Annotated in this window: 15 protein-coding genes and 1 riboswitch; of the genes, 9 read left to right on the forward strand and 6 right to left on the reverse strand. The window is 68.5% G+C overall.

Annotation, left to right across the window (positions count from 1 at the left end):
• Window positions 1-77: 77 nt before the first annotated feature.
• The 3 genes from ACFQQC_RS09575 to ACFQQC_RS09585 are packed head-to-tail and all read left to right on the forward strand — an operon-like array spanning window position 78 to window position 5,966.
• Complete coding sequence (locus ACFQQC_RS09575; protein ID WP_376862018.1) at window positions 78-1,274, forward strand: efflux RND transporter periplasmic adaptor subunit; 1,197 nt, start codon at window positions 78-80, stop codon at window positions 1,272-1,274.
• 7 nt (window positions 1,275-1,281) lie between these two features.
• Window positions 1,282-4,524 (forward strand): efflux RND transporter permease subunit, encoded by a 3,243-nt coding sequence (locus tag ACFQQC_RS09580; RefSeq protein ID WP_376862020.1) that lies wholly within the window; start codon window positions 1,282-1,284, stop codon window positions 4,522-4,524.
• A complete protein-coding gene (locus tag ACFQQC_RS09585) occupies window positions 4,524-5,966 on the forward strand; it encodes an efflux transporter outer membrane subunit (RefSeq protein ID WP_376862021.1) in 1,443 nt (480 codons plus the stop codon). The genes ACFQQC_RS09580 and ACFQQC_RS09585 overlap by 1 nt, the downstream gene beginning before the upstream one ends.
• A 91-nt stretch (window positions 5,967-6,057) precedes the next feature.
• Here ACFQQC_RS09585 and ACFQQC_RS09590 read toward each other — a convergent pair whose 3' ends face one another.
• Window positions 6,058-7,140, reverse strand: a complete 1,083-nt coding sequence (locus tag ACFQQC_RS09590; protein WP_376862022.1) for a helix-turn-helix transcriptional regulator — start codon at window positions 7,138-7,140, stop codon at window positions 6,058-6,060.
• Window positions 7,141-7,347: 207 nt separating this feature from the next.
• Between ACFQQC_RS09590 and ACFQQC_RS09595 the strand changes: the two genes are divergently transcribed.
• Window positions 7,348-7,692: a hypothetical protein gene (locus tag ACFQQC_RS09595; RefSeq protein WP_376862023.1), complete on the forward strand. Its 345-nt coding sequence runs from the start codon at window positions 7,348-7,350 to the stop codon at window positions 7,690-7,692.
• Window positions 7,693-7,839: 147 nt separating this feature from the next.
• Window positions 7,840-8,166 carry a hypothetical protein gene (locus tag ACFQQC_RS09600; protein WP_376862024.1) on the forward strand — a complete coding sequence of 109 codons (327 nt, stop codon included), beginning with the start codon at window positions 7,840-7,842 and terminating at the stop codon, window positions 8,164-8,166.
• A 34-nt stretch (window positions 8,167-8,200) separates the two neighbouring features.
• Here the strand turns inward: ACFQQC_RS09600 and gltB are convergent, their stop codons facing one another.
• The 4 genes from gltB to ACFQQC_RS09620 form a co-directional block, all read right to left on the reverse strand.
• Entirely contained in the window at window positions 8,201-12,682 is a 4,482-nt protein-coding gene (gene gltB / locus ACFQQC_RS09605; RefSeq protein ID WP_376862026.1) for a glutamate synthase large subunit, read from the reverse strand.
• Window positions 12,679-14,112 carry an NAD(P)-dependent oxidoreductase gene (locus ACFQQC_RS09610; protein ID WP_376862028.1) on the reverse strand — a complete coding sequence of 478 codons (1,434 nt, stop codon included), beginning with the start codon at window positions 14,110-14,112 and terminating at the stop codon, window positions 12,679-12,681. Before ACFQQC_RS09610 ends, gltB begins: the two co-directional genes overlap by 4 nt.
• Window positions 14,113-14,305: 193 nt before the next feature.
• The gene (locus ACFQQC_RS09615; protein WP_376862030.1) at window positions 14,306-14,980 is read right to left on the reverse strand and encodes a TorF family putative porin; all 675 of its coding nucleotides are present in this window, start codon (window positions 14,978-14,980) and stop codon (window positions 14,306-14,308) included.
• Window positions 14,981-15,069: 89 nt separating this feature from the next.
• A complete protein-coding gene (locus ACFQQC_RS09620) occupies window positions 15,070-16,413 on the reverse strand; it encodes an ammonium transporter (RefSeq protein WP_376862032.1) in 1,344 nt (447 codons plus the stop codon).
• A 253-nt stretch (window positions 16,414-16,666) separates the two neighbouring features.
• Window positions 16,667-16,791, forward strand: a riboswitch (SAM riboswitch).
• A 99-nt stretch (window positions 16,792-16,890) separates the two neighbouring features.
• Here ACFQQC_RS09620 and ACFQQC_RS09625 point away from each other — a divergent pair.
• The 3 genes from ACFQQC_RS09625 to ACFQQC_RS09635 are packed head-to-tail and all read left to right on the forward strand — an operon-like array spanning window position 16,891 to window position 20,299.
• Complete coding sequence (locus tag ACFQQC_RS09625; RefSeq protein WP_376862034.1) at window positions 16,891-17,883, forward strand: homoserine O-succinyltransferase; 993 nt, start codon at window positions 16,891-16,893, stop codon at window positions 17,881-17,883.
• Window positions 17,880-19,070 (forward strand): cystathionine gamma-synthase, encoded by a 1,191-nt coding sequence (gene metB, locus ACFQQC_RS09630; RefSeq protein WP_376862037.1) that lies wholly within the window; start codon window positions 17,880-17,882, stop codon window positions 19,068-19,070. The genes ACFQQC_RS09625 and metB overlap by 4 nt, the downstream gene beginning before the upstream one ends.
• Window positions 19,070-20,299: a homoserine dehydrogenase gene (locus tag ACFQQC_RS09635; RefSeq protein ID WP_376862039.1), complete on the forward strand. Its 1,230-nt coding sequence runs from the start codon at window positions 19,070-19,072 to the stop codon at window positions 20,297-20,299. Before metB ends, ACFQQC_RS09635 begins: the two co-directional genes overlap by 1 nt.
• A 63-nt stretch (window positions 20,300-20,362) precedes the next feature.
• Here the strand turns inward: ACFQQC_RS09635 and ACFQQC_RS09640 are convergent, their stop codons facing one another.
• Window positions 20,363-23,266: a TonB-dependent receptor gene (locus ACFQQC_RS09640; RefSeq protein ID WP_376862042.1), complete on the reverse strand. Its 2,904-nt coding sequence runs from the start codon at window positions 23,264-23,266 to the stop codon at window positions 20,363-20,365.
• 204 nt (window positions 23,267-23,470) lie between these two features.
• Here ACFQQC_RS09640 and ACFQQC_RS09645 point away from each other — a divergent pair, with 204 nt between their 5' ends.
• Complete coding sequence (locus ACFQQC_RS09645; RefSeq protein WP_376862045.1) at window positions 23,471-24,799, forward strand: pectate lyase; 1,329 nt, start codon at window positions 23,471-23,473, stop codon at window positions 24,797-24,799.
• Window positions 24,800-24,817 lie beyond the last annotated feature (18 nt).

A 24,817-nucleotide genomic window follows, 5' to 3' on the forward strand; every position in this document is an offset into this window, starting at 1 on the left:
GTTGACTAGCGGACTTCCTCCCCGAAACCGCTGGCCGACAAGGACAGGGATTTGCTCCCATTCGGAGATTTGCGTTCATGCGCACGGTGAAGATCGTGACCGCGTCGGCCATTGCGGCCGTCGCGCTCTATGGCTGTTCCCAATCCACCGAGGCGCAGACGCCTCCAGCACCGCAGGTGACCGTCGCGGTCCCGCTGCAGCGCGCGGTTCAGGATTGGGATGAATTCACGGGCCGCTTCGAGGCGACCCAGTCCGTCGAGGTGCGCGCGCGCGTCGGCGGCTATATCCAGGGCGTGCACTTCCGTGACGGCGATTTCGTCCGCCGCGGCCAGCTGCTCTACACGCTGGACCCCCGCCCGGCCCAGGCCGCGCTGGCGTCGGCCCGCGCCCAGCTGGCGCAGGCGCAGGCCCAGCTCACCCTGGCCCGGACGGAACTGACCCGTTCGGAGACCCTGCTGGCCTCGCAGGCCGTCTCTCAGGCCGAGGTCGACACCAAGCGCGGCGCCGTGCAGCAGGCCGAGGCCTCGGTCGCCGCCGCCAACGCCGCCGTCCGCGCCCGCCAGCTGGACCTCGAGTTCACCCGCGTCACCGCCCCGATCTCGGGCCGCGTGTCCGACCGTCGCGTCGATCCGGGCAACCTGGTCGCCGGCGGTTCGTCGCAGGCCGACGTCCTGACCACCGTGGTCTCCAGCGCCCCGATCCACTTCGTCTTCGACGGCTCTGAAGCGGTCCTGCTGAAGTACCAGCGTCAGGCTCGCAACGGCGCGGCGCCGATCCAGGTCCGTCTGCAGGATGAAAGCGGTTACTCGCGCACCGGCACCCTGGACTTCACCGACAACGCCGTGGACACCGCCTCGGGCGTCATCCGCCTGCGCGCCCTGATCCCGAACGCCGACGGCTTCCTGAAGCCGGGCATGTTCGGTCAGGCCCGTCTGGCCGGCGCCGGTTCGTATCAGGCCATGCTGGTGCCGGACGCCGCCATCGCCACCGATCAGGCCCGTCGCGTCGTCTATGTCGTGGCCGCCGACGGTTCGGTGACCCCGCGCGCCGTGCAGATGGGTCCGCTGGTCGACGGCCTGCGGGTCATCCGCGGCGGCCTGCAAGCCAACGACCGTGTCATCATCAGCGGCCTGCAACGCGTGCAGCAGCCGGGCGTGAAGGTGCAGGCCCGCAACGGCCGCATCGAGCCGGTGGCCCAACAGGCGACCGCGCCTGTGACCACCCCCGCCCCGGCCTCGACTGCGACGTTCACCGCCAGCGTTTCGGGCGACTGATCCGACAATGAACATCTCACGCTTCTTCATCGACAGGCCGATCTTCGCGGCCGTGATCTCGGTGTTCATCACCCTGATCGGGGTGTTCGCGTACCCGCTGCTGCCGCTGTCGCAGTATCCGGAGATCGCGCCGCCCACCATCACCGTCAACACCGCCTATCCGGGCGCCTCGGCAGAGACCGTGGCGGAGACCGTCTCCGCCCCGATCGAGCAGGAGGTGAACGGGGTAGAGGGCATGCTGTACCTGTCGTCCTCGTCCACATCGGACGGGACGGTGGCGATCACTGTGACCTTCCAGCCCGGCACCGATCTGGATGCGGCGCAGGTTCTGGTTCAGAACCGCGTGGCCCTGGCGGAGCCGAAACTCCCTGCCCAGGTGCGCCAGATCGGCGTGACCGTGAACAAGCAGGAGTCGGGCTTCCTGATGATCCTGGGGCTCACGTCGCCCAACGGATCGCTGGATAACGACTACGTCGGCAACTACGCCAACTCGACGCTGCGGGACCGTCTGCTGCGGATCGAGGGGGTCGGGAACGTCTCGATCTTCGGCGGCGGCAACTACTCCATGCGGGTCTGGATCGACCCGGCCAAGGCCGCCGCGCGCGACCTGACCGGACCGGACATCGTCGCCGCCCTGCAGGCCCAGAACGTCCAGGCCGCCGCCGGTTCGATCGGCCAGCCGCCCTTCCCCACCAACGCCGCGGCCTTCCAGCTGCCGGTGCAGGTGCAGGGCCGTCTGAGCGACCCGAACGAGTTCGCCAACATCGTCATCAAGACCGACGCCCAAGGTCGCGTAACCCGCGTCCGTGACGTCGCGCGTGTCGAACTCGGCGCCCAGGACTACGGCATCAAGGGCTTCTTCGACGGCCGTCAGGGCGTCGGCATCGCGATCGTGCAGCAACCGGGCGCCAACGCCCTGGGCACCGCCGACCGCGTCATGGCCGAAGTCGAGGCCTTCAAGGCCGAGCTGCCGCAGGGCATGGACATCTCCATCGCCTACAACCCGACGGAGTTCGTCGCGGCCTCGGTCGAGGCCGTGCAGCACACCCTGTTCGAAGCCGTGATCCTGGTCATGCTGGTGGTCATCGTCTTCCTGCAGACCTGGCGGGCGGCGATCATCCCGATCGTGGCCATCCCGGTGGCGCTGGTGGCGACCTTCGCCGTCCAGCTGATGCTGGGCTATTCGATCAACTCGCTCAGCCTGTTCGCCCTGGTCCTCGCGGTCGGCATCGTCGTCGACGACGCCATCGTCGTGGTCGAGAACGTGGAGCGCTACATCCGCGAGGGCCTGACGCCCAAGGAAGCGGCCTACCGCTCCATGGAAGAAGTGTCGGGCGCCCTGATTTCGATCGGCCTGGTGCTGGTCGCGGTGTTCGTGCCGACCATGTTCGTGCCGGGCATTCCCGGCATCTTCTACCGCGAGTTCGCCATCGTCATCACGACCGCCTCGGTCGTGTCGCTGCTGGTGTCGCTAACGCTGTCGCCGGCCATGGCCGCGCTGCTGCTGAAGCCGCACAAGGAGCATGACCACAAGCGCAAGCCGGGCGTGCTGGGTTCGGTCGCCTATTACGGCGGTTACGCCGGTCGCAAGTTCAACGAGGGCTTCGACTGGCTGTCGAACAAGTACGGCCGCCTGACCGCGCGTCTGGTGCGCACGGTCGGCATCGTGCTGATCATCTACGTGGGTCTGCTGGGTCTGACCGGCTGGCGCCTGATGGACACCCCGTCCGGCTTCATTCCGGAGCAGGACCAGGGCTTCCTGATCGGCGTCGTGCAACTGCCGCCGGGCTCGTCGCTGGAACGCACCGAAGCGGTGATGAAGACCGCCTCGGACATCATCAAGTCGACCGAGGGCGTCGAGGGCATGGTCGCCTTCGCCGGTCTGGACGGCACCAGCTTCTCGTTCGGCTCCAACGCGGCGACCATCTTCATCCGACTGGACGCCTTCGACGACCGCAAGACGGCCGAACAGGGCGCCGCCGCCCTGGCCGGCGCGATCACCGGCGCCACCATGGGCATCGAGGACGCGCAGATCTTCGTCATCGCCCCGCCCGCGGTTCAGGGTCTGGGCAACGGCAACGGCTTCCAGATGATGGTGCAGGACACCTCCGGCGCGGGCTATCGCGCGCTGGAAGGCTCGACCTTCGCCATGATGGGCGCCGCCGCCCAGGCGCCGGACCAGGTGCAGCAGGTCTTCTCGACCTACAACACCGGTTCGCCGCGCATCGCCGCCGACGTCGATCGTGACAAGGCGCTGATGATGGGCGTCCAGCCCTCGTCGGTGTTCGACACCCTGGGCGTCTATCTGGGCTCGTCCTACGTCAACGACTTCAACTTCCTGGGCCGCACCTTCCGGGTGACGGCGCAGGCGGAACCGACGTCGCGTGACGACATGGCGGACATCGCCAACCTGAAGACCCGTTCCGCCACCGGCGCCATGGTGCCGATCGGTTCGGTGGCCAATCTGCGGGAGGACTCCGGTCCGGCGCGGATCGTTCGCTACAACCTGTTCCCGGCAGCCGAGCTGCAGGGTCAGGCGGCGGGCGGCGTCTCGTCCGGTCAGGCCATCACCGAGATGGAGAAACTGGCCGAAGCCACCCTGCCCCCGGGCTTCTCGTACGAGTGGACCGGTCTGGCCCTGCAGGAGAAGCAGGCCTCGGGCGGCGCGACCCTGATCTTCCTCATGGCCGTGGTCTTCGTCTTCCTGGTGCTGGCGGCGCAGTACGAAGCCTTCACGCTTCCGATGGCGGTCGTGCTCATCGTTCCGATGTGCATTCTCGCGGCCATGATCGGGGTCAACCTGCGAGGTCTGGACAACAACATCCTTGTTCAGATCGGTCTGGTGGTTCTGATCGCCCTGGCGGCCAAGAACGCCATTCTGATCGTGGAGTTCGCCAAGCAGGCCGAGGACGAAGGTCTGAACCGCTGGGACGCCGCCGTGCGTGCCGCCCAGACCCGTCTGCGTCCGATCCTGATGACCTCGTTCGCCTTCATCTTCGGCGTGCTGCCGCTGATGCTGGCGTCCGGCCCCGGCGCCGAAATGCGCCAGTCGCTGGGCACCGCGGTCGTCTCCGGCATGCTGGGCGTGACCTTCTTCGGCCTGATCTTCACGCCGGTCTTCTACGTCGTCATGCGCTGGGTGGCCTCCAAGCTGCCGGGCGCGCCGAAGAAGGAGCGTGAGATTCCCACCACCGGCGGCCTGCCGCCGCACGACGCGGACACCGCTACGGTCCGCTCGGGAGACGCCTGATGACTATCCAACCCTCTCTCCGGTTCCTGACCGCAACCGCCGGGGCCAGCCTCCTGCTGGCGTCGTGCGCGGTCGGGCCGAAGGCGCCTGACGCTACCCTTCCCCCCTCAGCGTCGGGCGCCTTCATCGGGACCGCCTCACCGGCGGTCTCGACCTCTTCGGCTCGCGATGACTGGTGGCGCCTGTACAACGACCCGACCCTCGACGGTCTGGTCCAGCAGGCGCTGACCGAGAACAACGAGCTCGAGGCCGCCGCCGCCAACCTGCGTCGCGTCCGCGCGGCGCTGGGCGAGGCGCGCGTCGGTCGCTTCCCCTCGACCACGACCCAGGCCGGCTACACCAACAGCCGCGCCTCGGCCGCCACCCTGCCGGCGGGCACCCTGCCCCCCGGTGAAAACGCGCCCGACGTGGACACCTATACGGCCGGTCTGGACGTCTCGTACGAGGTTGATCTCTTCGGCCGCGTCGAGTCGACCATCCGCGCCGCCCGCGCGGACGCCGCCGCCGCCGAGGCCGCCCTGGACATCGTCCGGGTCACGGTCGCGGCGGAAACGGCCCGGGCCTATGCCGACGCCTGCTCGGCCAACGCGCAGATCGCGGTGGCGGAGCGGACCATCGAGCTGCAGTCGGACACCGTCCGTCTGACGCAGGGTCTGCTGGACGCCGGTTCGGGCAACGGGCTGGACGTCGCCCGCGCCCGCTCGGCGCTGGAGTCGACCCGTTCGACCCTGCCGCCCCTGCGGGCCCAGCGTGACGGCGCCCTGTTCCGTCTGGCCACCCTGACCGGGCGCACCCCGGCGGAAGCCAGCACGGCGGCCCGCGTCTGCCAGACCCCGCCGCAACTGAGCCAGCCGATCCCGGTCGGCGACGGCGCGGCGCTGCTGGCCCGTCGTCCTGACATCCGTCAGGCCGAGCGCAACCTGGCCGCCGCGGCGGCGCGGGTGAACGTGGCCACCGCGGACCTCTTCCCGCGCATCACCCTCGGCGGCTCCGCCGGGGCCACGGCGCTGGACGCGGACGGTCTGGGCGACAGCGAGAACTTCCGCTTCTCGGTCGGTCCGCTGATCAGCTGGTCGTTCCCGAACGTCTTCGCCGCCCGCGCGCGGATCGAACAGGCCTCGGCCGGTTCGGACGCCGCCCTGGCGACGTTCGACCAGACGGTTCTGGTGGCGCTGCAGGAGACGGAAACGGCCCTGGCCAACTACGCCAACGAGCTGGACCGCCGGTCGGCCCTGCAGTCGGCGCGGGATCAGGCCGCCAACGCCGCCCGCCTGTCGCGCCTGCGCTTCGACGCCGGCGCCGACAGCTTCCTGACGGTGCTGGATTCGGAGCGGACCCTGGCCGCCGCCGACGCCCAGCTGGCCGCCTCGAACGCCCAGGTCACCACCTACCAGATCGCCCTGTTCAAGGCGCTGGCGGGCGGCTGGGAGACCGAGAGCTGAGGCTTCCGGTTCAAGGCTGAAATGACGAAGGGGAGGCTGGCAACGGCCTCCCCTTTTTCGTGAACAGACCCAGCCCGTTGAGACTTCACAGTTAGTCGTAGCTGAGCAGGCCCGCGCCGAGAGCGACCAGTTCCGCCAGCCGGGAGGCACCGGTCTTGGCTCGCAAAGACCTCATCTGTACCTGGATGGTCTGTATGGAAACGCCGCGCAATTCAGCGATCGCTTCGGGGGATTGCCCCCGGGCCAGACACTCCATGATTTCCCCCTCCGCAGCGGTCAGGGCGTAGAGCGCCCTCAGGGCTTCGCGGCGTCGTACACTGGGACGGGGCGGCGCTTCGACGATGATCAGGCACCGACGAATGCTGTCGGGCTGGATGTGCGACGTGACCATGGCTCGTCGCGCGGGACCGCCACCCCGGCAGTCCAGATGCAGGGCGCCGCTCCGACCCGCTGTTCCGGTCGCGGCCTGCAGGACAAGAGCCCGCAGCTCACGCGTCTGCCTGGCGTCCATCGCCTCCAGCCGTCGGTCGCGCGTGGTCAGGACGTCACCGCTCGACAGCAATCCGTGCGCTGCGTCATTGCCATGCAGAACCCGCGCTTCAGCGTCCACCACCAGCAAGGCTGCGGACAGTCTGTCGAGCAAGGGACCGGCCATGCGCGCCGTGCGTCTCTCCGCGTCGAGCCTGCGCCGCACCTCGATCATGCGCCTGAGATGGGGCAGGGCGTCGGATATGTTTGCCCGCTCCTGATCCGAAAAGGAGGCAGCCGACACCGCGCGCTGGATTCCAAAGCTGAGGATGCCGTCTCGCGTCGGCATCACCGCGCCCAGACTCACGCCCGTGTCGTCGCCGAACTTACGGAAAAACTCGTTGAAGAAGGCAGACCGTGAAAAGTCTGCCCGGGACATCAGGTCGTCCGAGCAGAGCACCCGACCTGTCCGCGCCTGAGCCACGACATCGGTGCGCCAGACGTCAAGTCGATCAATGCCCCTGTCGATGTAGTAGGCGTTCATGGCGGCATCAAAATAGGTCGAGCCCATCTCGACCGCGCCGTCGGCGCCGAAGAAATGCCAAGTCGCGGACCGCCCTCCGGCGGCAGCGGCCAACGCCTGTGGCAGGGCGGCGTAGGCGCTGTCATCGCCCACCGCGTCATAGATGACATCTATCAGCGCCACGCATCCCCCCGGAGTGCTGCCCGATTTATACCTCCGGCAAGGTATGACGCAGGTTTCGCCATATGGACAATGGCTTGGTGTCGCCAAGGTAACAATGACGCCAAGGACTTGAGGCTGCGGCCTCTATCCGTGCCGTGCACACCTCGCCTTCAGTTCTCCTTCTACGGTCCAACAGACATGAACGTCTCCCCACGAACGATCCTGCCCGTGCTTGTTCTCGCCGCCTCGGCAAGCCTTTCCGGCTGCGCCATGACCGTCGACACCTCGATCGTCGGCGCTCTGCCGGACGGTTCGGCGCACGCGGAACTGCGGATACGGAGAGACGCGACAGCCTTCCTGGACGACAGCAATGACTCAGGCGAACTCTGGGCCATAAACAGGTCGTCGCAAGCGGTCTGCTTCAAGTTCGGCCCGACATCCTATGCGGCCAGCTATCAACTGGTGCCGCCCGGACGGGAAGTCCTCCTTCGACAGTATGTCAACTCGAACGGCGTCGTCGGCGGCGCCGTATCCGTCGATGGCGTGACCTGTGATCAGTCCCTCTTCCGGTAATCCGGCTGTCCCGGACTGCGACGGCCAGAATGCGGCGAGCATGCCGTGAGCTAGCACTGTCCAGCTGTTCTGGCGGCTGCGGGCGGGCGTTTTTGGCCGACAAGATTGTTGAACGCGCTTTGGTTTTGATCTCAGGAGGACGCTAGAATGACCAAACTTCGACTGGCGATGCTCGCGAGCACCGGCTGTTTGTTCGTGACCGCAGGCGTGGCGGATTCACAGGTTCCGCCGGTGACGACGGCGATCTCTTTCGGCCCCTATGTGAACTGTATCGTCACCAACAACCTTCCGCGGCCGATCATGGTGACCAGCATCCAGTATCACTTCCAGGGCGCGGCGGGCCCTGGCGGATATACCATTCCCTGCACCTCGAATTGCGTGGTCGGCGCGAGGCTCACCAAGCCCTTCAGCGGACAGGTGAACAATGGTGCCATCGCTTCGGCGGGGTGCGCCGTATCCTACGACCTGCTCTAGGTCATATCGGCCACGCCACGACACCGGCCGTCGATTACGCCCGCTTCGCCTTCACCGCCGCCGCTTCCTCGCGCGGGAGCACGTGGCGGAAGTGGGTGACGGCGACCGTCCAGGTCTCCAGCAGGCGGCGGGCCAGCGGGGAGCCGGTCTCCGCCGCGTGGCGGGAGACGAGGTCGTGGAGGCGCTGGCCCGCCTCGCCCATGACCACGCCGGTGACCACGGAGGCGTCGCTGAGGCGCAGGTGGGCCGTGCCTTCGGGGTCGTGGATGAAGGCTTCGCCGCCGCTCATGCCGGCGCCGAAATTCCAGCCGGTCGAACCCAGCACCACCACGGCGCCGCCGGTCATGTATTCGCACCCGTGCGCGCCGCAGCCTTCGATGACCGCCGTGGCGCCCGAGTTGCGGACGGCGAAGCGCTCGCCCGCCGCGCCCGCCGCGAACAGCTTGCCGCCGGTCGCGCCGTACAGGCAGGTGTTGCCGATGACCGCCGCGCCCGCCTGCCATGACGGCGGACGGACGATGATCTCGGCGCCCGACAGGCCCTTGCCAACATAGTCGTTGGCCTCGCCGTCGAGGATGATCCGCAGGCCCTTCATGCCCCAGGCGGCCAGCGACTGACCGCCGGCGCCGCGCAGGTTCAGGGTCAGGTGGCCGTCCGGCAGGTCCGAGCCGTAGGTCCGCACGATGTGCGAGGACAGGCGCGTGCCGATCGAGCGCTGGGTGTTGGCGACCGAATAGGTCAGCTGCATCTTCTCGCGCCGGGCCAGGAAGGGCTCGGCGTCCTGCACGATGCGGGCGTCCAGCGCGTCCGGCACCGCATTGCGCGGCGCGTCGGCGGGCTGGCGCGCATCGCCCTCGCCCACCCGCACCAGCAGGGGGTTCAGGTCGAGGTCGTCCAGATGCTCGCTGCCGCGCGAAATCTGCTTCAGCAGGTCAGTGCGGCCCACGGCCTCATCCAGCGAGCGCAGGCCGAGCGAGGCCAGAACCTCACGCGTCTCCTCGGCGATGAAGCTGAACAGGTTGACCACCTTGTCCGCCGTGCCGGTGAACATGGCGCGCAGGCGCTCGTCCTGCACGCAGACCCCGACCGGGCAGGTGTTGGAGTGGCACTGACGGACCATCAGGCAGCCGACCGCGATCAGGCTGGCGGTGCCGATGCCGTACTCCTCGGCGCCCAGCATGGCGGCGACCACGACGTCACGTCCGGTCTTGATGCCGCCGTCGGTGCGCAGGCGGACGTGGCCGCGCAGGCCGTTCAGGCTGAGCACCTGATGGGCTTCGGACAGGCCCAGCTCCCACGGCATGCCGGCGTGCTTGATCGAACCCATGGCCGAGGCGCCGGTGCCGCCGTTGTGGCCGGCGACCAGAATGATGTCGGCCTTGGCCTTGGCGACGCCCGCGGCCACCGCCCCGATGCCCGACGAGGCCACCAGCTTCACCGTCACCCGGGCGACCGGATTGATCTGCTTCAGGTCGTAGATGAGCTGGGCCAGATCCTCGATCGAATAGATGTCGTGGTGCGGCGGCGGGCTGATCAGACCGACGCCCGGCGTCGAGTGACGCATGCGGGCGATGAACTCGGTGACCTTGAAGCCGGGCAGCTGGCCGCCCTCGCCGGGCTTGGCGCCCTGGGCCACCTTGATCTCGATCTCGCGGCACTGGTTCAGATATTCGGCCGTGACGCCGAAGCGGCCCGAGGCGATCTGCTTGACCGCGCTGTTCGGATTGTCGCCGTTCGGACGCGGGTGGTAGCGCTCCGGATCCTCGCCGCCCTCGCCCGAGACCGAGCGGGCGCCGATGCGGTTCATGGCGATGTTCAGCGTCTCGTGCGCTTCCGGCGACAGGGCGCCCAGCGACATGCCGGGGGTGACGAAGCGCTTGCGGATTTCGTTGACGCTCTCGACCTCCTCCAGCGGGATCGGCAGGGCCTCGCGGAAGTCCAGCAGGTCGCGCAGGGCCGTGGCGGGTAACTCGCGCGCCCGGCGGCTGTAGGCCTTGAACCGCTTGTAGTCGCCGCGCGTGGTGGCGTCCTGCAGGCGGTGGATCATTTCGGCGTCCCAGGCGTGGGTCTCCTCGCCCGCCCGGATGCGGTGGGCGCCGCCGATGCGCAGGCGCGCCCGGTCGGTGGAGAAGCCCCGCGCGGCCTTGGCCACCGACTGCTCCTCGATGCCCGCCAGACCGACGCCGGAGATGCGCGAGGTCATGCCGGGGAAGAACTCGGCCACCAGCGCCCGCGACAGGCCGAGGGCCTCGAACTCGCAGGCCCCGCGATAGGCGGAGATGACCGAGATGCCCTTCTTGGCGAGGATCTTCATCAGACCCGCCTCGACCGCCGCCCGGTGGTTCAGGCAGGCGTCGCGCAGGGACAGGCCGGGATAGCGACCCGACTGCAGACGCTCGAGGAAAGTCTCCTGCGCCAGCCAGGCGTTGACCGCCGTCGCGCCGCAACCGACCAGCACGGCGAAGGCGTGAGCGTCGATGGCCTCGGCCGAGCGGACAACCAGCGAACAATAGGTGCGCAGACCCGCCTCGATCAGGCGGCCGTGCACCGCCGCCGTGGCCAGGATCATCGGGATCAGCGGACGATCCTCGCCCGCCCGTTCGTCGGTCAGGACGATCAGCCCCGCCCCGCCCTTCGCGGCGGCGACGGCCTCGTCGCGGATGCGGTCCAGAGCGGCGCGCAGGGCGTCGCCTTCACGTTCGCCCGCGACCGGCGCGGCGAAGGTGCAGTCGATGACCGTGGTCGAGCCGGCGCCGACGACGTCCAGCATCCGCTCGTACATGCCGGTCGTCAGCACCGGGCTGTCCAGCATGAAGACCCGGGTCTGGGTCTCGTCCTGGGCGAGGATGTTGCCCAGGTTCTTGAACCGGGTTCGCAGGCTCATGGCCCCCGCTTCACGCAGGGAATCGATGGGCGGGTTGGTGACCTGGGCGAAGGCCTGCCGGAAATAGTGGGCGAAGGGGCGCGACTGTTCGGACAGGACCGCCGGCGGAGTGTCGTCGCCCATGGAGCCGACCGCCTCCTTGCCGTCGCCGGCCATGGGGTCGAGCAGGGATTCGATGTCCTCCTGCGTCCAGCCGACGGCGGCCTGGAAGCGGGTCAGGGCCTCGCCTTCCAGCTTGCGCGGCTCCTCGCCGGGGCCGACCAGCGGCTCCAGCGCGACCATGTTGGACAGCCATTCGCGATAGGGATGCTTGGCCGCCAGGCGGTCGATGGTCTGGGTCTCATCGAACAACTGGCCGGCTTCCAGATCGACGGCGATCATGCGGCCGCCGTTGATGTGCAGACGACGAGCAATGCGATCGTCGGACACGCCGGTCATCCCCGCTTCCGAGCCGCAGATCAGCAGGCCGTCGACGGTCTCGGCGGCGCGCAGGGGGCGCAGGCCGTTGCGGTCCTTGCCCGCCACGACCCAGCGGCCGTCGGTGGCGCAGATCGCCGCCGGGCCGTCCCACGGCTCCATCACCGCGTTGCAGTAGGCGTAGAGGGCGCGGTGATCATCCGAGATGACGCCGTCGATCGGCGCCTCGGGGATCAGCAGGGCCTTGACCATGGGCGCCGGACGCCCGGCGCGGACCAGCACCTCGAACACATTGTCCAGCGCGGCGGAGTCCGAGCCGCCCGGCTGGATCACCGGCTTGACGGTCGCATCGTCGGCGCCGAAAGCCTCGGCGGTCATGCGGATCTCGTGGCTGCGCATCCAGTTGGCGTTGCCGCGCAGGGTGTTGATCTCGCCGTTGTGGGCCAGCATGCGGAAGGGCTGGGCCAGCCGCCACTCGGGGAAGGTGTTGGTCGAATAGCGCTGGTGGAACAGGGCGACATTGGCCTCGACCCGCGGGTCGGTCAGGTCGGGATAGAAGTCGGCCAGGGCCTCGGCCAACATCATCCCCTTGTAGATCACCGACCGCGCCGACAGGGAGCAGACGTAGAAATGCTGCAGCCCGGCTGCCGTGGCGCGGGCCTCGATCCGGCGACGCAGCAGATACAGGGCGCGCTCCAGATCCTCGCCCTCCAGCCCCTCGGGCGGGGCCAGCATGATCTGCTCGATCTCGGGGCGGGTGGCGGCGGCGCGCTGGCCCAGCACCTCGGCGCGGTGCGGCACCTGACGCCAGCCGTACAGCCAGAAGCCGGCGGCCAGCACCTCGCGCTCGACGATGGTGCGGGCCTGTTCCTGGGCGCCCAGATCGACGCGCGGCAGGAAGATCATGCCGACGGCGATGGGGCCGGGGCGCGGCTCGTGACCGGCGTCGCGCACCTGTCCCTCGAAGAAGGCGCGCGGCAGGCCGATGAGGATGCCGGCGCCGTCGCCGGACTTGCCGTCGGCGTCCACGGCGCCCCGGTGCCAGATGGCCGACAGGGCCTTCAGCGCCAGATCGACCACCTCGCGACGCGGCTTGCCGTCGATGGCCGCGACCAGACCGACGCCGCAGGCGTCGCGCTCGGAGGCCGGATCATAGGCGTGGGCGTCGATCAGCTTCTGCCGGTCGGCCTCGAATTTCGTCAGGTCAAAGGTCATGCCGCAGCCCTCCGTTGCGAGGACAGCCACGCATCAATTTCACTCGCCGCATCCTGACCGTCACGGACGGCCCAGACCACCAGGGAGGCGCCGCGCACGATGTCGCCGGCGGCGAAGACGCCCTCCAGCGTGGTCGCCTTGGTGTGGCCGGCGGTGCGGATGGTGCGCCAGTCGGTGAGGGCCAGATCGGGCTCGGCGAACAGGGTCGGCATGTCTTCGGGTTCGAAGCCCAGGGCCTCGATGACCAGATCGGCGGCGACGTCGAACTCGCCGCCCGGGACCGGCTCGACCGACCAGCGGCCGTCGGCGGACTGGGCCGCCAGCGCCATGCGCTGCGCGCGCACGCCGGTGACGCCCGAGGCACCGCCCAGCACGGCGCGCGGCGCGGCCAGCCATTCGAAGACAACGCCCTCCTCTTCCGCATTGGTGGTCTCGCGCGCGCTGCCGGGCATGTTGTCCCGGTCGCGACGGTACAGGCAGGTGACCGAGGTCGCGCCCTGACGGATGGCGGTGCGCAGGCAGTCCATGGCGGTGTCGCCGCCGCCGATGACGACCACCTTCTTGCCCGCCGCATTCAGCGGGCCGTCGTCATAGGCCAGGACCGCGTCGCCGAAGCTCTTGCGGTTCGAGGCGATCAGATAGTCCAGCGCGGCGACCACGCCGTCCGAGCCGCAGCCGGGGGCGGTCAGGCGGCGGGCCTGATAGACGCCGGTGGCGACCAGAACGGCGTCATGGGCGGCGCGGACGTCAGCGAAGGGCAGGTCTCCGCCGACATCGACGCCCAGCCGGAACTCGACCCCGCCGTCGATCAGACGATCCACGCGACGGCCGACGACGTGCTTCTCCAGCTTGAAGCCGGGAATGCCGTAGGTCAGCAGGCCGCCCGCGCGGTCATGGCGGTCATAGACGGTGACGGCGTAGCCCGCCGAGCGCAGACGGTCGGCGGCGGCGAGGCCCGCGGGACCGGCCCCGACGATGCCGACGGACTGGCCCTTCTCGGCGCGCGGACGGATGGGATCGACCCAGCCGTTCTCGAACGCCTGATCACCCAGCCAGCGCTCGACCGAACCGATGGTGACCGTCTCCCAGCCCGATTGTTCGAGCGTGCAGGCGCCTTCGCACAGCCGATCCTGCGGACAGATGCGGCCGCAGATTTCCGGCATGGTCGAGGTGGCCTCGGACAGGCGCCACGCCTCCTCGGCGCGGCCCTCGGCGGCGAGGCGCAGCCAGTCGGGGATGTTGTTCTGCAGCGGACAGGCGGACTGGCAGAAGGGCACGCCGCACTGGGCGCAGCGGCTGGCCTGGCCCTTGCCCGCCTCGGGCGCGAAGTCGGCGTAGATTTCGGCGTGGTTGTGAACGCGATCCGCCGCCGGCGCCTTGGACGGGCCGGTGCGGGGGACAACAACAAAAGTCTGGTTCACGGACGCCAAGGCCAACCCTCTTCGCAACTGCAAACTTTGTAGGGGCTTTGGTCAGCTCAGGCAATTTCTATGCTGTCTTTGCAGGAAAGCGCCACCGTTCTGAAAGGACAAACCGGCAAGACCCGCCAGAGAGGCAAGGTCTTGCCGGCCATGGCCGGACGGAAGGGACGCCCGGATCATTGTCTCCGTCAGATAAGTCAGATCAGAAGGCGAATTTCAGCGAGCCGACCGCGCGACCCTCATACAGCGGCGCATCCACGTCCGTGTCGTGGTAGCGGACGTCGATGGAGAGGTTTTCCGTCACGGCGTAGGCCACGCCGGCGTTCCAGGTGGTGTAGTCGTCACTGATGTTCAGGGACTGGTGGCCGACAGCGCCGCTGACGGTCCACTTGTCCGCCGGAGCGAAGCTGCCGTTGGCCTCCACATAGGTCGCCTCCTCATCCACACCGAAGAAGTCCGGCGAGAAGTAGACGGCTGCGCCGAGGGTGACCGGACCGAAGGCCCGCGAGGCGGCGGCCTTGAACTCCACGAAGGAGTAGTCGGCCTCCGTAGGCTCATCCACATAGAGGTAGCCGATCACGCCGAAGTCGAGCGCGAAGCCGCCCGCCTCGGTGCGATAGCCGCCATAGACATCGACCTCGGCGGAGGTGTCGTCACCGAAGTCCACATCCGAGGCCCAGGCCCCGGCGTAGAAGCCGGACTCGAAGGTCAGATCCACACCGCCCTGGATGGCGAACTCTTCATTGGTCTGGCTGGCGCCGCGGTAGACGTAGTCGGAGGTCACCCCGACGTTCCAGGACACGTCCTGGGCGTTGGCCGATCCGGCCGCCGCGAAAAGGGCGACGACGGCGGCAGCGGAAGCGAAGGCGAGTTTCATGTCTGTATCCCCATTGTTCTGAAATCGGCACGCACACGCTTACTGGCGGCCGGCGCGGTGAGAGGATCCGCGCCGGCCTGTTATTCAGGTCAGACGGACTCCAGGGCTTCCCCGTGCAGGTGGGTGTCCAGACCTTCTTCCTCCGCCTCGGCGCTGACGCGCAGGCCGGTGGTGAACTTGCAGATGATCAGGATGACCAGGGTGCCGATCGCGCTGTAGGCGATGGTCCAGACCAGGCCGATGAACTGGGTCCACACATTGGCGCCCTCGCCCAGGCTGTTGATCGCGGTCGAGGCGAACACGCCGGTCAGCAGGGCGCCGGCCAGACCGCCCGCGCCGTGGATGCCGAAGGCGTCCAGCGAGTCATCGTAGCGGAGCAGCTTCTTGATCCAGACCGAGGAGGCGTAGCAGACCGGACCGGCGATCAGACCGATGAGGACAGCGCCCTTCGGGTCCACGAAACCGGCGGCCGGGGTGATGGCGACCAGACCGGCGACGATGCCGGACAGCACGCCGATCAGCGACGCCTTCTTCTTCTCGATGACCTCGACGATCTTCCAGGTGATGGAGGCGGCGGCGGCGGCCAGGATAGTGTTGATCAGGGCCACGCCCGCCAGCGAGTTGGCGCCGCCCGCCGAGCCGGCGTTGAAGCCGATCCAGCCGACCAGCAGCAGCGAGGCGCCGATCATCGTCAGCACCGGGTTGTGAGCGATGATCGGCTCCTTGCCGTAGCCCTTGCGGGCGCCGAGGAAGAGCGCGCAGACCAGACCGGCCACGCCCGAGTTGACGTGCACGACCGCGCCGCCGGCGAAGTCCAGCACCCCGGCGCCGCCGAGGAAGCCGCCGCCCCAGACCCAGTGGGCGATCGGCGCATAGACCAGCAGCGACCACAGGGCCGTGAACAGCAGCAGGCCCGTGTACTTCAGTCGCTCGGCGAAGGCGCCGGTGACCAGGGCGGGCGTGATGATGGCGAAGGTCAGCTGGAAGCTGAGGAAGACGAATTCCGGGATCCCCGGCAGCAGGCTGTGCGCCGTCTCCATGCCCACCCCGTTCAGGAAGATGGCGTCGAAGCTGCCGATGAACTGGTTGACCGTCTCGGCCGGGTAGCCGCCGAGCGCGCCGGCCGAACCGAAGGCGATGGAATAGCCGGCGATGAACCATACCAGGGTGGCCACGGCGAAGACGCCGACCGACTGGGTGATCGTCGCGATCACGTTCTTGCGGCGCACCATGCCGCCGTAGAAGAGCGCCAGACCCGGGAGGGTCATGAGCAGAACAAGGGCCGTCGAGGTGGACAGCCAGGCCGTCCCGGCGCCGTCCAGTTCCAGCGGAACCTGGTGGGCCAGAAGGGCGGGCGCCGCACTGGCCCCCGATGCAATCAGTGTGGCCAGAAGGCCGAGCCCGAGAGCCAGGCCGCTGCGAAGTCGAGTCATCTCAGTTCCCCAAATGGATAACATTACGCATTTGCGAACTGTTTACCGCACTTGCGAAATGCGCAAGTGGCCGGACAATGATTCAGGAAACTTTGTTGCGACTGTAGCGCACCTGACTCCGAGTTGAGCATTTTTGATGCTCGTTTCTTGCTAAAAGAGGATTGATATTGCCGTTTAAGGCCAAGCTTGTGAATTTGCGATCGCAGCAATCCTGGGGGATTGACGACCCGCTTCGCGTTCGTCACCGTAAGGACACTCATCAAGACCGGCTGAGGGATAGGCCCTTTGACGCCGGGGCAACCTTCCAGTGATCCACCCGATCCCTGGAGATGGTGCCAACTCCTGCGGGGCGTCTTCGGAAGCCGCGAGAGATGAGTGAAGCGAGTGGTCCCTGACGGGGCCAGACGACTTCACGGGTCTTTCTTCGCAAGAGCTGGTTCGCCCCATCGGTTTCGCTGAGCGGAACCGGAGCGGACAGTGGCGTCCACCACCGAATGGATCATCGACGAGGCGCCCGGCCGTGACGTGACGGCCGCGATTCCGGCCGACTTCCGGCTGGCCTCGGGCGAGCGTCTGGCGGCGGACGAGATCGTCGGCCGCATCCACGGCCCGGCGTCGGGTCCGCTGGTGGTCGTCGCCGGCGGCATCTCGAGCGGCCGCTTCGCCGCGCGCTGGTGGTCGTGGGCGGTGCGTCACGGCGGACCGGTCGATCTGGATCGCGTCCGTGTGCTGGCGGTCGACCTGCTGCCGGGCCGGACCGATCCGGCCGTGACCATCACCACCGCCGATCAGGCCCGCCTGCTGGCCCTGCTGCTGGACGCCCAGGGCGAAGCGCGGGTCGATGCGTTCGTCGGCGCCTCCTACGGCGGCTGCATCGGACAGGCCTTCGCAGCGACCTTCCCGGAGCGGATCGGCGAGCTGGTCGTCATCTCGGCCGCCCATCGCGCCCATCCGGCGGCGACCGCCTGGCGCGGGGTGCAGCGCCGCGTGCTGGCCTTCGCCCGCGACTGCGGCCGTGAGGCGGAAGGCATCTCGCTGGCCCGCGAGCTGGCCATGACCACCTATCGCACCGCCGACGAGTTCGACTGGCGCTTCGCCACCACCGCGCCGGAGCGGGCCGGCGAAGCCTATCCAGTGTGCGAATACCTGATCTCGCGCGGGGCCGACTACGCCGAGGCCACCAGCGCCGACCGCTGGATTTCGCTGTCCGACTCGCTGGACCGCCACGCGGTCGCGCCGGAAGCCATCCAGTGCCCCCTGACCCTGCTGGGGTTCACCAGCGACCGTCTGGTGCCGATCGAGGACCTGCGCGAGCTCGCCGCCCGCGCCCCTGCCCTGCGTCGCTTCGACGAGGCGGGTTCGATCTTCGGCCACGACGCCTTCCTGAAGGAGCGCGAGCTGGTCGGCCGCACGCTCCACGACGCCCTTTCCACCCTGTACGCCCGCCAGCCTGACGAGATCGCCGCATGACCTGTTCCAGCGAAGCCCATCCCTGTACCACCGCCGCCCGGCACGGTGTGAACAACGATCCGGCGCACGGGGCGGTGATGCCGCCGCTTTACCTGTCCTCGAACTACAGCTTCGACGGGCTCGAGGGTAAGCGGAAGTACGACTACACCCGCTCGGGCAACCCCACCCGCGACGTGCTGGGCGAGACACTGGCAAAGCTGGAAGGCGGCGCGGGCGCCGTGATCACGGCCACGGGCATGGCGGCGGTGGATCTGGCCCTGTCGTCGCTGGAGCCGGGCGACCTGCTGCTGGCCCCGCACGACCTCTACGGCGGCACTCACCGCCTGCTGAGCGCCCGGGCGCGCCGCAATCATTTCGACGTCCAGTTCGTCGACCAGAACGATCGCGAGGCGCTGGACGCCGCCTTCGCCCTGAACCCGAAACTGATCCTGATCGAGACCCCGTCGAACCCGCTGATGCGCGTGGTGGACGTGGCCGACATCTGCGCCCGCGCCCACGCCGTCGGCTGCAAGGCGGCGGTGGACAACACCTTCCTGTCGCCGGCCCTGCAGAACCCCATCGCACTGGGCGCCGATCTGGTGATCCACTCGACCACCAAATACATCAACGGCCACTCGGACGTGGTCGGCGGCGCCGTGGTGGCGAAGGATCAGGCCGATCTGGAACAGCTGACCTGGTGGGCCAACTGTCTGGGCGTGACCGGTTCGCCCTTCGACGCCTATCTGACCCTGCGCGGGGTGCGCACCCTGTTCGCCCGCGTCGAGCGCCAGCAGGCGACAGCGGGCCGCGTGGCCGAATGGCTGGACGCCCACCCGGCGGTGAAGCGCGTCAATTATCCGGGCCTGAAGAGCCACCCGGGCCATGAGATCGCCGCCCGTCAGCAGAAGGGCTTCGGCGCCATGCTGAGCTTCGAACTGGCCGACATCGACGCCGTGCGCACCTTCGTGGACCAGCTAGAGGTCTTCACCCTGGCCGAGTCGCTGGGCGGGGTGGAAAGCCTGATCGCTCACCCGACCCTGATGACCCACGCGGCCATGACGCCGGAAGCGCGCGAGACGGCGGGCATCACCGACGGCCTGCTGCGCCTGTCCATCGGGCTGGAGCATCCGGAGGATCTGCTGGCCGACCTGTCGGCGGCGCTGGACGCCGTGATCGTGGCGACGACGCTGGAAGCCGAGGCCGCCTGATGACCGCCGCATCGCTGCCCCTGCCCCGCCCGGTCGTGACCGGCGCGGTCTCCGAACACGCCCATGACGAGCCGGTCGCCCTGCTTCAGCTGGACGTCGCCGATGTCGCCGAAGCCGCCAGCGCGGTCTATCGCGAAGTGCGCCGCGGCCGTCGCGTGGTCGCGGTCGCCTCGGGCGGCGCGGACGCCTCCGCCCGGCTGGCCGAGGCGCTGGACGCCATCGGCGTGACCACCGCCCTGCCCGCTCCGGGACAGGCGCTGCTGAACGCGCCGGCCTCCATCGTCGCCGGGCCGGAAGTCGCTGTCGCCCATACCCGGCCCGCGCCGGAGCGTCCGCTGCGCGTGGCGCTGGCCGGCTGTGGCGTGGTGGGAGGCGGCGTGCTGGCCCGCCTGCTGGGCGACGACCGGTTCGAGGTGGTCGGCGTGCTGGTCCGCGATCCTAACAAGCCGCGCGATCCGGCCGTATCGAAGCCGCTGCTGCTGGCCGATCCCGCCGCCCTGCTGGCGCGCGAGCCGGATGTGCTGGTGGAAGCGATCTCGGACGCGTCCACTGGCCTGGCCCTGATCCGCGCCGCCCTGTCGCGCGGCGTCGATGTGGTCAGCGCCAACAAGCAGGCGGTCGGAAGCGATCTGGCGGCCCTGACCGCGCTGGCGGAAGCGCATGACGCCCGCCTGCTGTACTCCGCCAGCGTCGGCGGCGGCTCGCCGCTGATCGAGACCGTCCGCCGCGCCCGCAAGCATGGCCCGGTCGTGCGGATCGAGGCCGTGCTGAACGGCACCTGCAACTTCATTCTCAACCGACTGGCCGCCGGCGTGGCCTTCGACGAGGCCCTGATCGCCGCGCGCGAGGCAGGCTTCGCCGAGGAAGACCCGACCGCGGACCTGTCGGGCCTCGACGCCGCGGCCAAGCTGGCCATCCTGGCGCATGAGGCCCTTGATGACGGGATCTCGCCGGAGCGTATCGCTCGCGAGACCCTGTCGGCGGACGCGGCGCTCCTCCCCGGTCGCGTCCGCCAGATTTCCCGGCTGGACCTGCGCACCGACAGCGCGGGCGTGGCCCTGGCCGCCGTTGATGGAGATGCCTTCTTCGCCGACCTGCCGGACGAGGGAAACGCCCTGCGGGTGACCACCGGCGACGGCCGCGTCTTCACCGCGCGCGGTCGCGGCGCGGGGCGCATCCCGACGACCGAGAGCGTCTGGGCCGACCTGATCGATCTGCTGAACGCCTGAAAAAGAAACGCCGCCGACCGGGGGCCCGGTCGGCGGCGAAAGTGCGCTTCGGTTCAGGAGTGATCAGAAGCGATAGCGGGCGCCCAGATAGAACTGGCGGCCAGTGTGGTGATAGACGGAGGTGCTCTGACGATCGGCGCCGTCGCCCACGAACTGGTGGTTCTCCTCGTCCGTCAGGTTGAGGGCCTCCAGCGTCAGCTCCAGATCGTCGGTCAGATTGTAGGAGGCCGAGGCGTCCAGGTTGAACGTCTCCATCTTGCCTTCGATGCTGTTGCCGTTCCGACCGGGCACATTCTGGATGTAGCCGTCGCGGAAGGCGCCCGAGACCCGGGCCGAGAACCTGTCATCCTCATAGTACAGGGTCGCGTTCCACGACTCCGGCGAGAGGTTGATCAGGTCCGCCGTCACGAAGGTCGTGCACAGGGCGTTGCTGCAGTAGTCGATCTCGGATTCGACGTGGGTGTAGTTCAGCTGCACGCCGAGGTTCTGCAGCGGCCCCGGCAGGAAGGTGAAGGGCTGCTGATAGCTGACCTCGAAGCCCTTCAGCGGGCCGCCTTCGGTGTTCACCGCGGCGGTCAGTTGGAAGATGGTCGAGGGCGAGCAGGTGCCCGTGCAGAAGCCCGGCGCGAAGGCCGAGGGGTTCAGGGCGGTCAGGTCCGAATAGGCCAGGTCCTGACGCACGATCTGGATGTAGGTGTCGATGTCCTTGTAGAAATAGGCGAAGGACAGCAGGCTTTCGGGCGCGAAATACCACTCGACGCTGAAGTCATAGGTGGTGGCTTCGAACGGCTGGAGCTTCACGTTGCCGATCGACGCGGTGTAGTTCGGCCCCGAGGCCGCCAGCGAGGTGGTCGGCACCAGATAGTTGGTGCCCGCCAGGGTGTTGCCGATCTGCGGGCGCGCCATCACCGAGGCCACGCCGAAACGGACGATCAGGTCATCGACCGGCTCATAGCTGATGTTCAGCGACGGCAAGGTGTTGTCGTACTCGTTCTCGCCGGTCACCAGGGTGCCGCCGCCGGTCGAGCTGTAGCCCGTGGCGTTCAACTGGGTGTTGACCTGACGCACGCCGACATTGCCGCGGAACGGACGACCGAACAGATCGGTGTCCCAGTCCGCCTGCAGGTAGAAGGCCAGATCCTCTTCCTCGATGATCCGGTTGCCGCCGCGCGCATTGCCGTTGGTGATGCTGGTCAGGGTGAAGTCCCCGCCCGGCACGCCGGTGTTGCAGTTGCAGTAGATGTTGAAGAGGCTGGCGATGGCGTTGAGATCCGGCCGGACCCAGTTCGACGGCGTCGAGCCGGAGATCAGGCCGCCGCCGAAGCCGGTCAGCAGGTTGGAGATGTCGGCGACGGTCGTGCCGGCGGGCAGCACCGGCACCACGGTCTCGTCAGCGCGACGGAACTCGTAGGATTCGGAGCTGTAGGTCTTCCAGTTGACCCCGGCTTTGACGGTCAGCCAGTCGGTGGCGTCGTACTCGAAATCGGCCTGGGCGGAATCGAACAGGGTGTCGACGCCGTTGGGACGGATGCGGATTTCCGAGCGCGGCACCGCGGCCGTCGATGCACGCCATTCCCAGTTCGCCGGATTGGTGACGTCGAAGCCGTAGTTGATCACCGGCGCATTGGAGTCACCCCGGAAATCGAACGAGTAGCCCTGGGTGTTGTTGCGGTCGAGCGTGACCGTGGTCTGGATCGGGTTCTCGAAATTCGATTCCGCGCGACCGTAGTAGAAGCGCCCGCGCAGGCGATCCGAGAAGTCATGCTCGGCCGTCAGGCTGACCTGGAGATAGTCGGTCGACAGGACGTCGAAGCGGCTCTCGGAGCGGATGTCGACGTTGTTGAACAGACCATAGACCAGCATGTTGTCCTGGACGACGGCGTCCTGGACCGTCACCTGCGGCTGGCCGCCGGCCGCCGCGTTGCGGCTGAACGACAGGGCCTGCAGGAAGTCTTCCTGACGGGTGGCGTCCAGCGACGAATACAGGACGTCCAGCGACAGGACCGTGCTGGTGGCCGGGCGCCACTGGAGCGCGCCGGTGATGCCCAGACGTTCCTGTTCGTGGGTCAGGCGACCGTAGCGCGGCAGACGCGGGATGAAGACGCTGTTCTGGTTGGCCAGGGCGAAGGCCGTGGCGTTCGAACCGGCGGAGGCGAAGCCGCCCGAGCTGTTCGTCCCGACCGCCGGCGCCCAGCGGACCGAACTGAAGCCCTCTTCCAGAAGATCGCGCTCGCTGTAGGCGACCGAGATCAGGGCGCCGAACTCGTCATTGGCGCCGAAGGTGTTGCTGAGCAGCAGCGCCATGCGCGGGTTGTACTGCTCGGACAGATCATTCCAGCCGCCCTGCGCCGAGAAGGCGCCGGTGAAGCCGTCCTTGTAGTCGAACGGGCGCGAGGCCTGCAGATCGACGGTGGCGCCCAGCGAGCCTTCCTCGGTCTCGGCCGCGGCGGTCTTGCGCACGGTGATCGAGTTGAAGAGTTCGGAGGCGAAGACGTTGAAGTCGAAGCCGCGACCGCGGTTGGCGCCGCCCGAGGAGTCGGTGCCGCCGGCGGTGGCCTGGGCCTCCATGCCGTTGATGCGGGTGCGGGTGAAGTCGGAGCCCAGACCACGGACGGTGATCGAGCGGCCTTCGCCGGCGTCACGGTCGATGGCGACGCCCGGCACCCGCTGGATCGACTCGGCCAGGTTCAGGTCGGGGAAGTCGCCGATGTCCTCGGCGGTGATGACGTCGATGACGTTGGCGTCACGGCGCTTGGCGTCCAGGCTGGCGTTCAGGCTGGCGCGGAATCCGGTGACGACGACCTCGTCGATCTCGGTGGCCTCATCCTGCTGCGGCGCGGACTGGGCCGCGGTCTGTGCGGCGGCGGCGCCGACGCCCAGCGACAGGGCGACAGCCAGGCCGGATGCACCGACGAACAGGCTGCGACGAAGGGCGCGGGTCATCCCCGGCCGAATGGCTTGCAACATATGCTCCCTCCCAATGGGCATACAGGACGCCGGGGTGGCCCCGGTCTATCTGTTTTTGCGGTCCGACAGCGTTGGCCTTCCCGTTTGACACCGGTGTCAATCTGATGCGGAATACGTCCTGACACCGGTATCAATAGCGAGCCTAACCCGATGATCGGCGTTTTCGCAAGCGGCCTTCGACATAAAGCCGTCACAAGCGCTGCCGTGGCAGGCCTGATTGTGTTGTGCGGAGCACAGGCGGCGGTTGCACAGCAGACGCTCGTCGCCTTCCCCCTCGCCTTCCCGGGAGCCGAGGGCGCGGGGCGGTTTGCGGCCGGCGGGCGGGGCGGCGCGGTGCTGCGCGTCAGCAATCTGAACGACGCCGGGCCGGGCAGCCTCAGAGCGGCAGTCGAGGCGGACGGACCACGCACCATCGTCTTCGATATCGGCGGGACGATCCGGCTGGAGAGCCCGCTGAGGATCCGGCGCGGCCGGATCACCATCGCCGGACAGACGGCGCCCGGCGGCGGCGTCACCCTGCGCAACCACGCGCTGGTGGTGGCGGCGGACGATGTCGTCATCCGGCATATCCGCTCGCGGCTCGGCGATGAGAGCGGAGTGGAATCGGACGCCATTTCGCTGGAGCGCGGACGCCGGATCATCCTCGACCACGTCTCGGCCAGTTGGTCGGTGGACGAGACCCTGTCAGCGGGCAGCCGCTATGATCCGCCCGAACGCGGCCTGTACGACGTGACGGTGCAGTGGTCGATCATCGCCGAGTCCCTGAACCGCTCGGGCCACGCCAAGGGCGATCACGGCTATGGCTCGCTGGTCCGCGGAGGGCATGGCGCGCGCTTCACCTTCCATCACAATCTGTGGGCCATGCACCGGGCGCGGATGCCCCGGCCGGGCAACTACAATCCGCCGTCAGTGGACCCGGAAGGCCCGCGCTTCGAGTTCCGCTCGAACGTCTTCTACGACTGGGGCGGATCGCACGCGGGCTACAATGCCGACACCGAAAGCCTGTCGGCCTATGCCTTCATTGGCAACGCCTACATCCCCGGCCCGGACTCGGAAGGGCGGTGGGCGTTCGAGGAGTCCAATCCGCTGGCCCGCGCCTGGTTCGAGGGGAACAGCATGGACGGGGTGGTCCCGCATGATCCGTGGTCGCTGGTGAAGGATTCGGAGCGGTCGGGCTACCGGCTGGCGGCGCGACCGGACTGGGCGGGGGCGGCGACGGAGACGGCGGACGCGGCGGCGCTGGCCGTGCTGGACCGCGCGGGCGCCGGGCGGGTGCGGGACGCGGTGGACGCGCGGGTCGTGGCCGGGGTGCGCGACCGCGCAGGACGGATCATCGACAGCCAGACGCAGGTCGGCGGATGGCCCAATCTCGCGCCCGGAACACCGTGGATCGACAGCGACGGCGACGGCATGCCCGACGACTGGGAGCGGGCGCGGGGACTGGATCCCGCTGACGCCGCCGACGGCCCGGCGGACCGGAACGGCGACGGGTTCACCAATCTGGAGGACTGGCTGAACGAGTTGGCGAGTTAGGCCCGCTTCCTTCACCGC

The sequence above is a fragment of the Brevundimonas sp. GCM10030266 genome, from assembly GCF_042666595.1.
Classification (GTDB): domain Bacteria; phylum Pseudomonadota; class Alphaproteobacteria; order Caulobacterales; family Caulobacteraceae; genus Brevundimonas.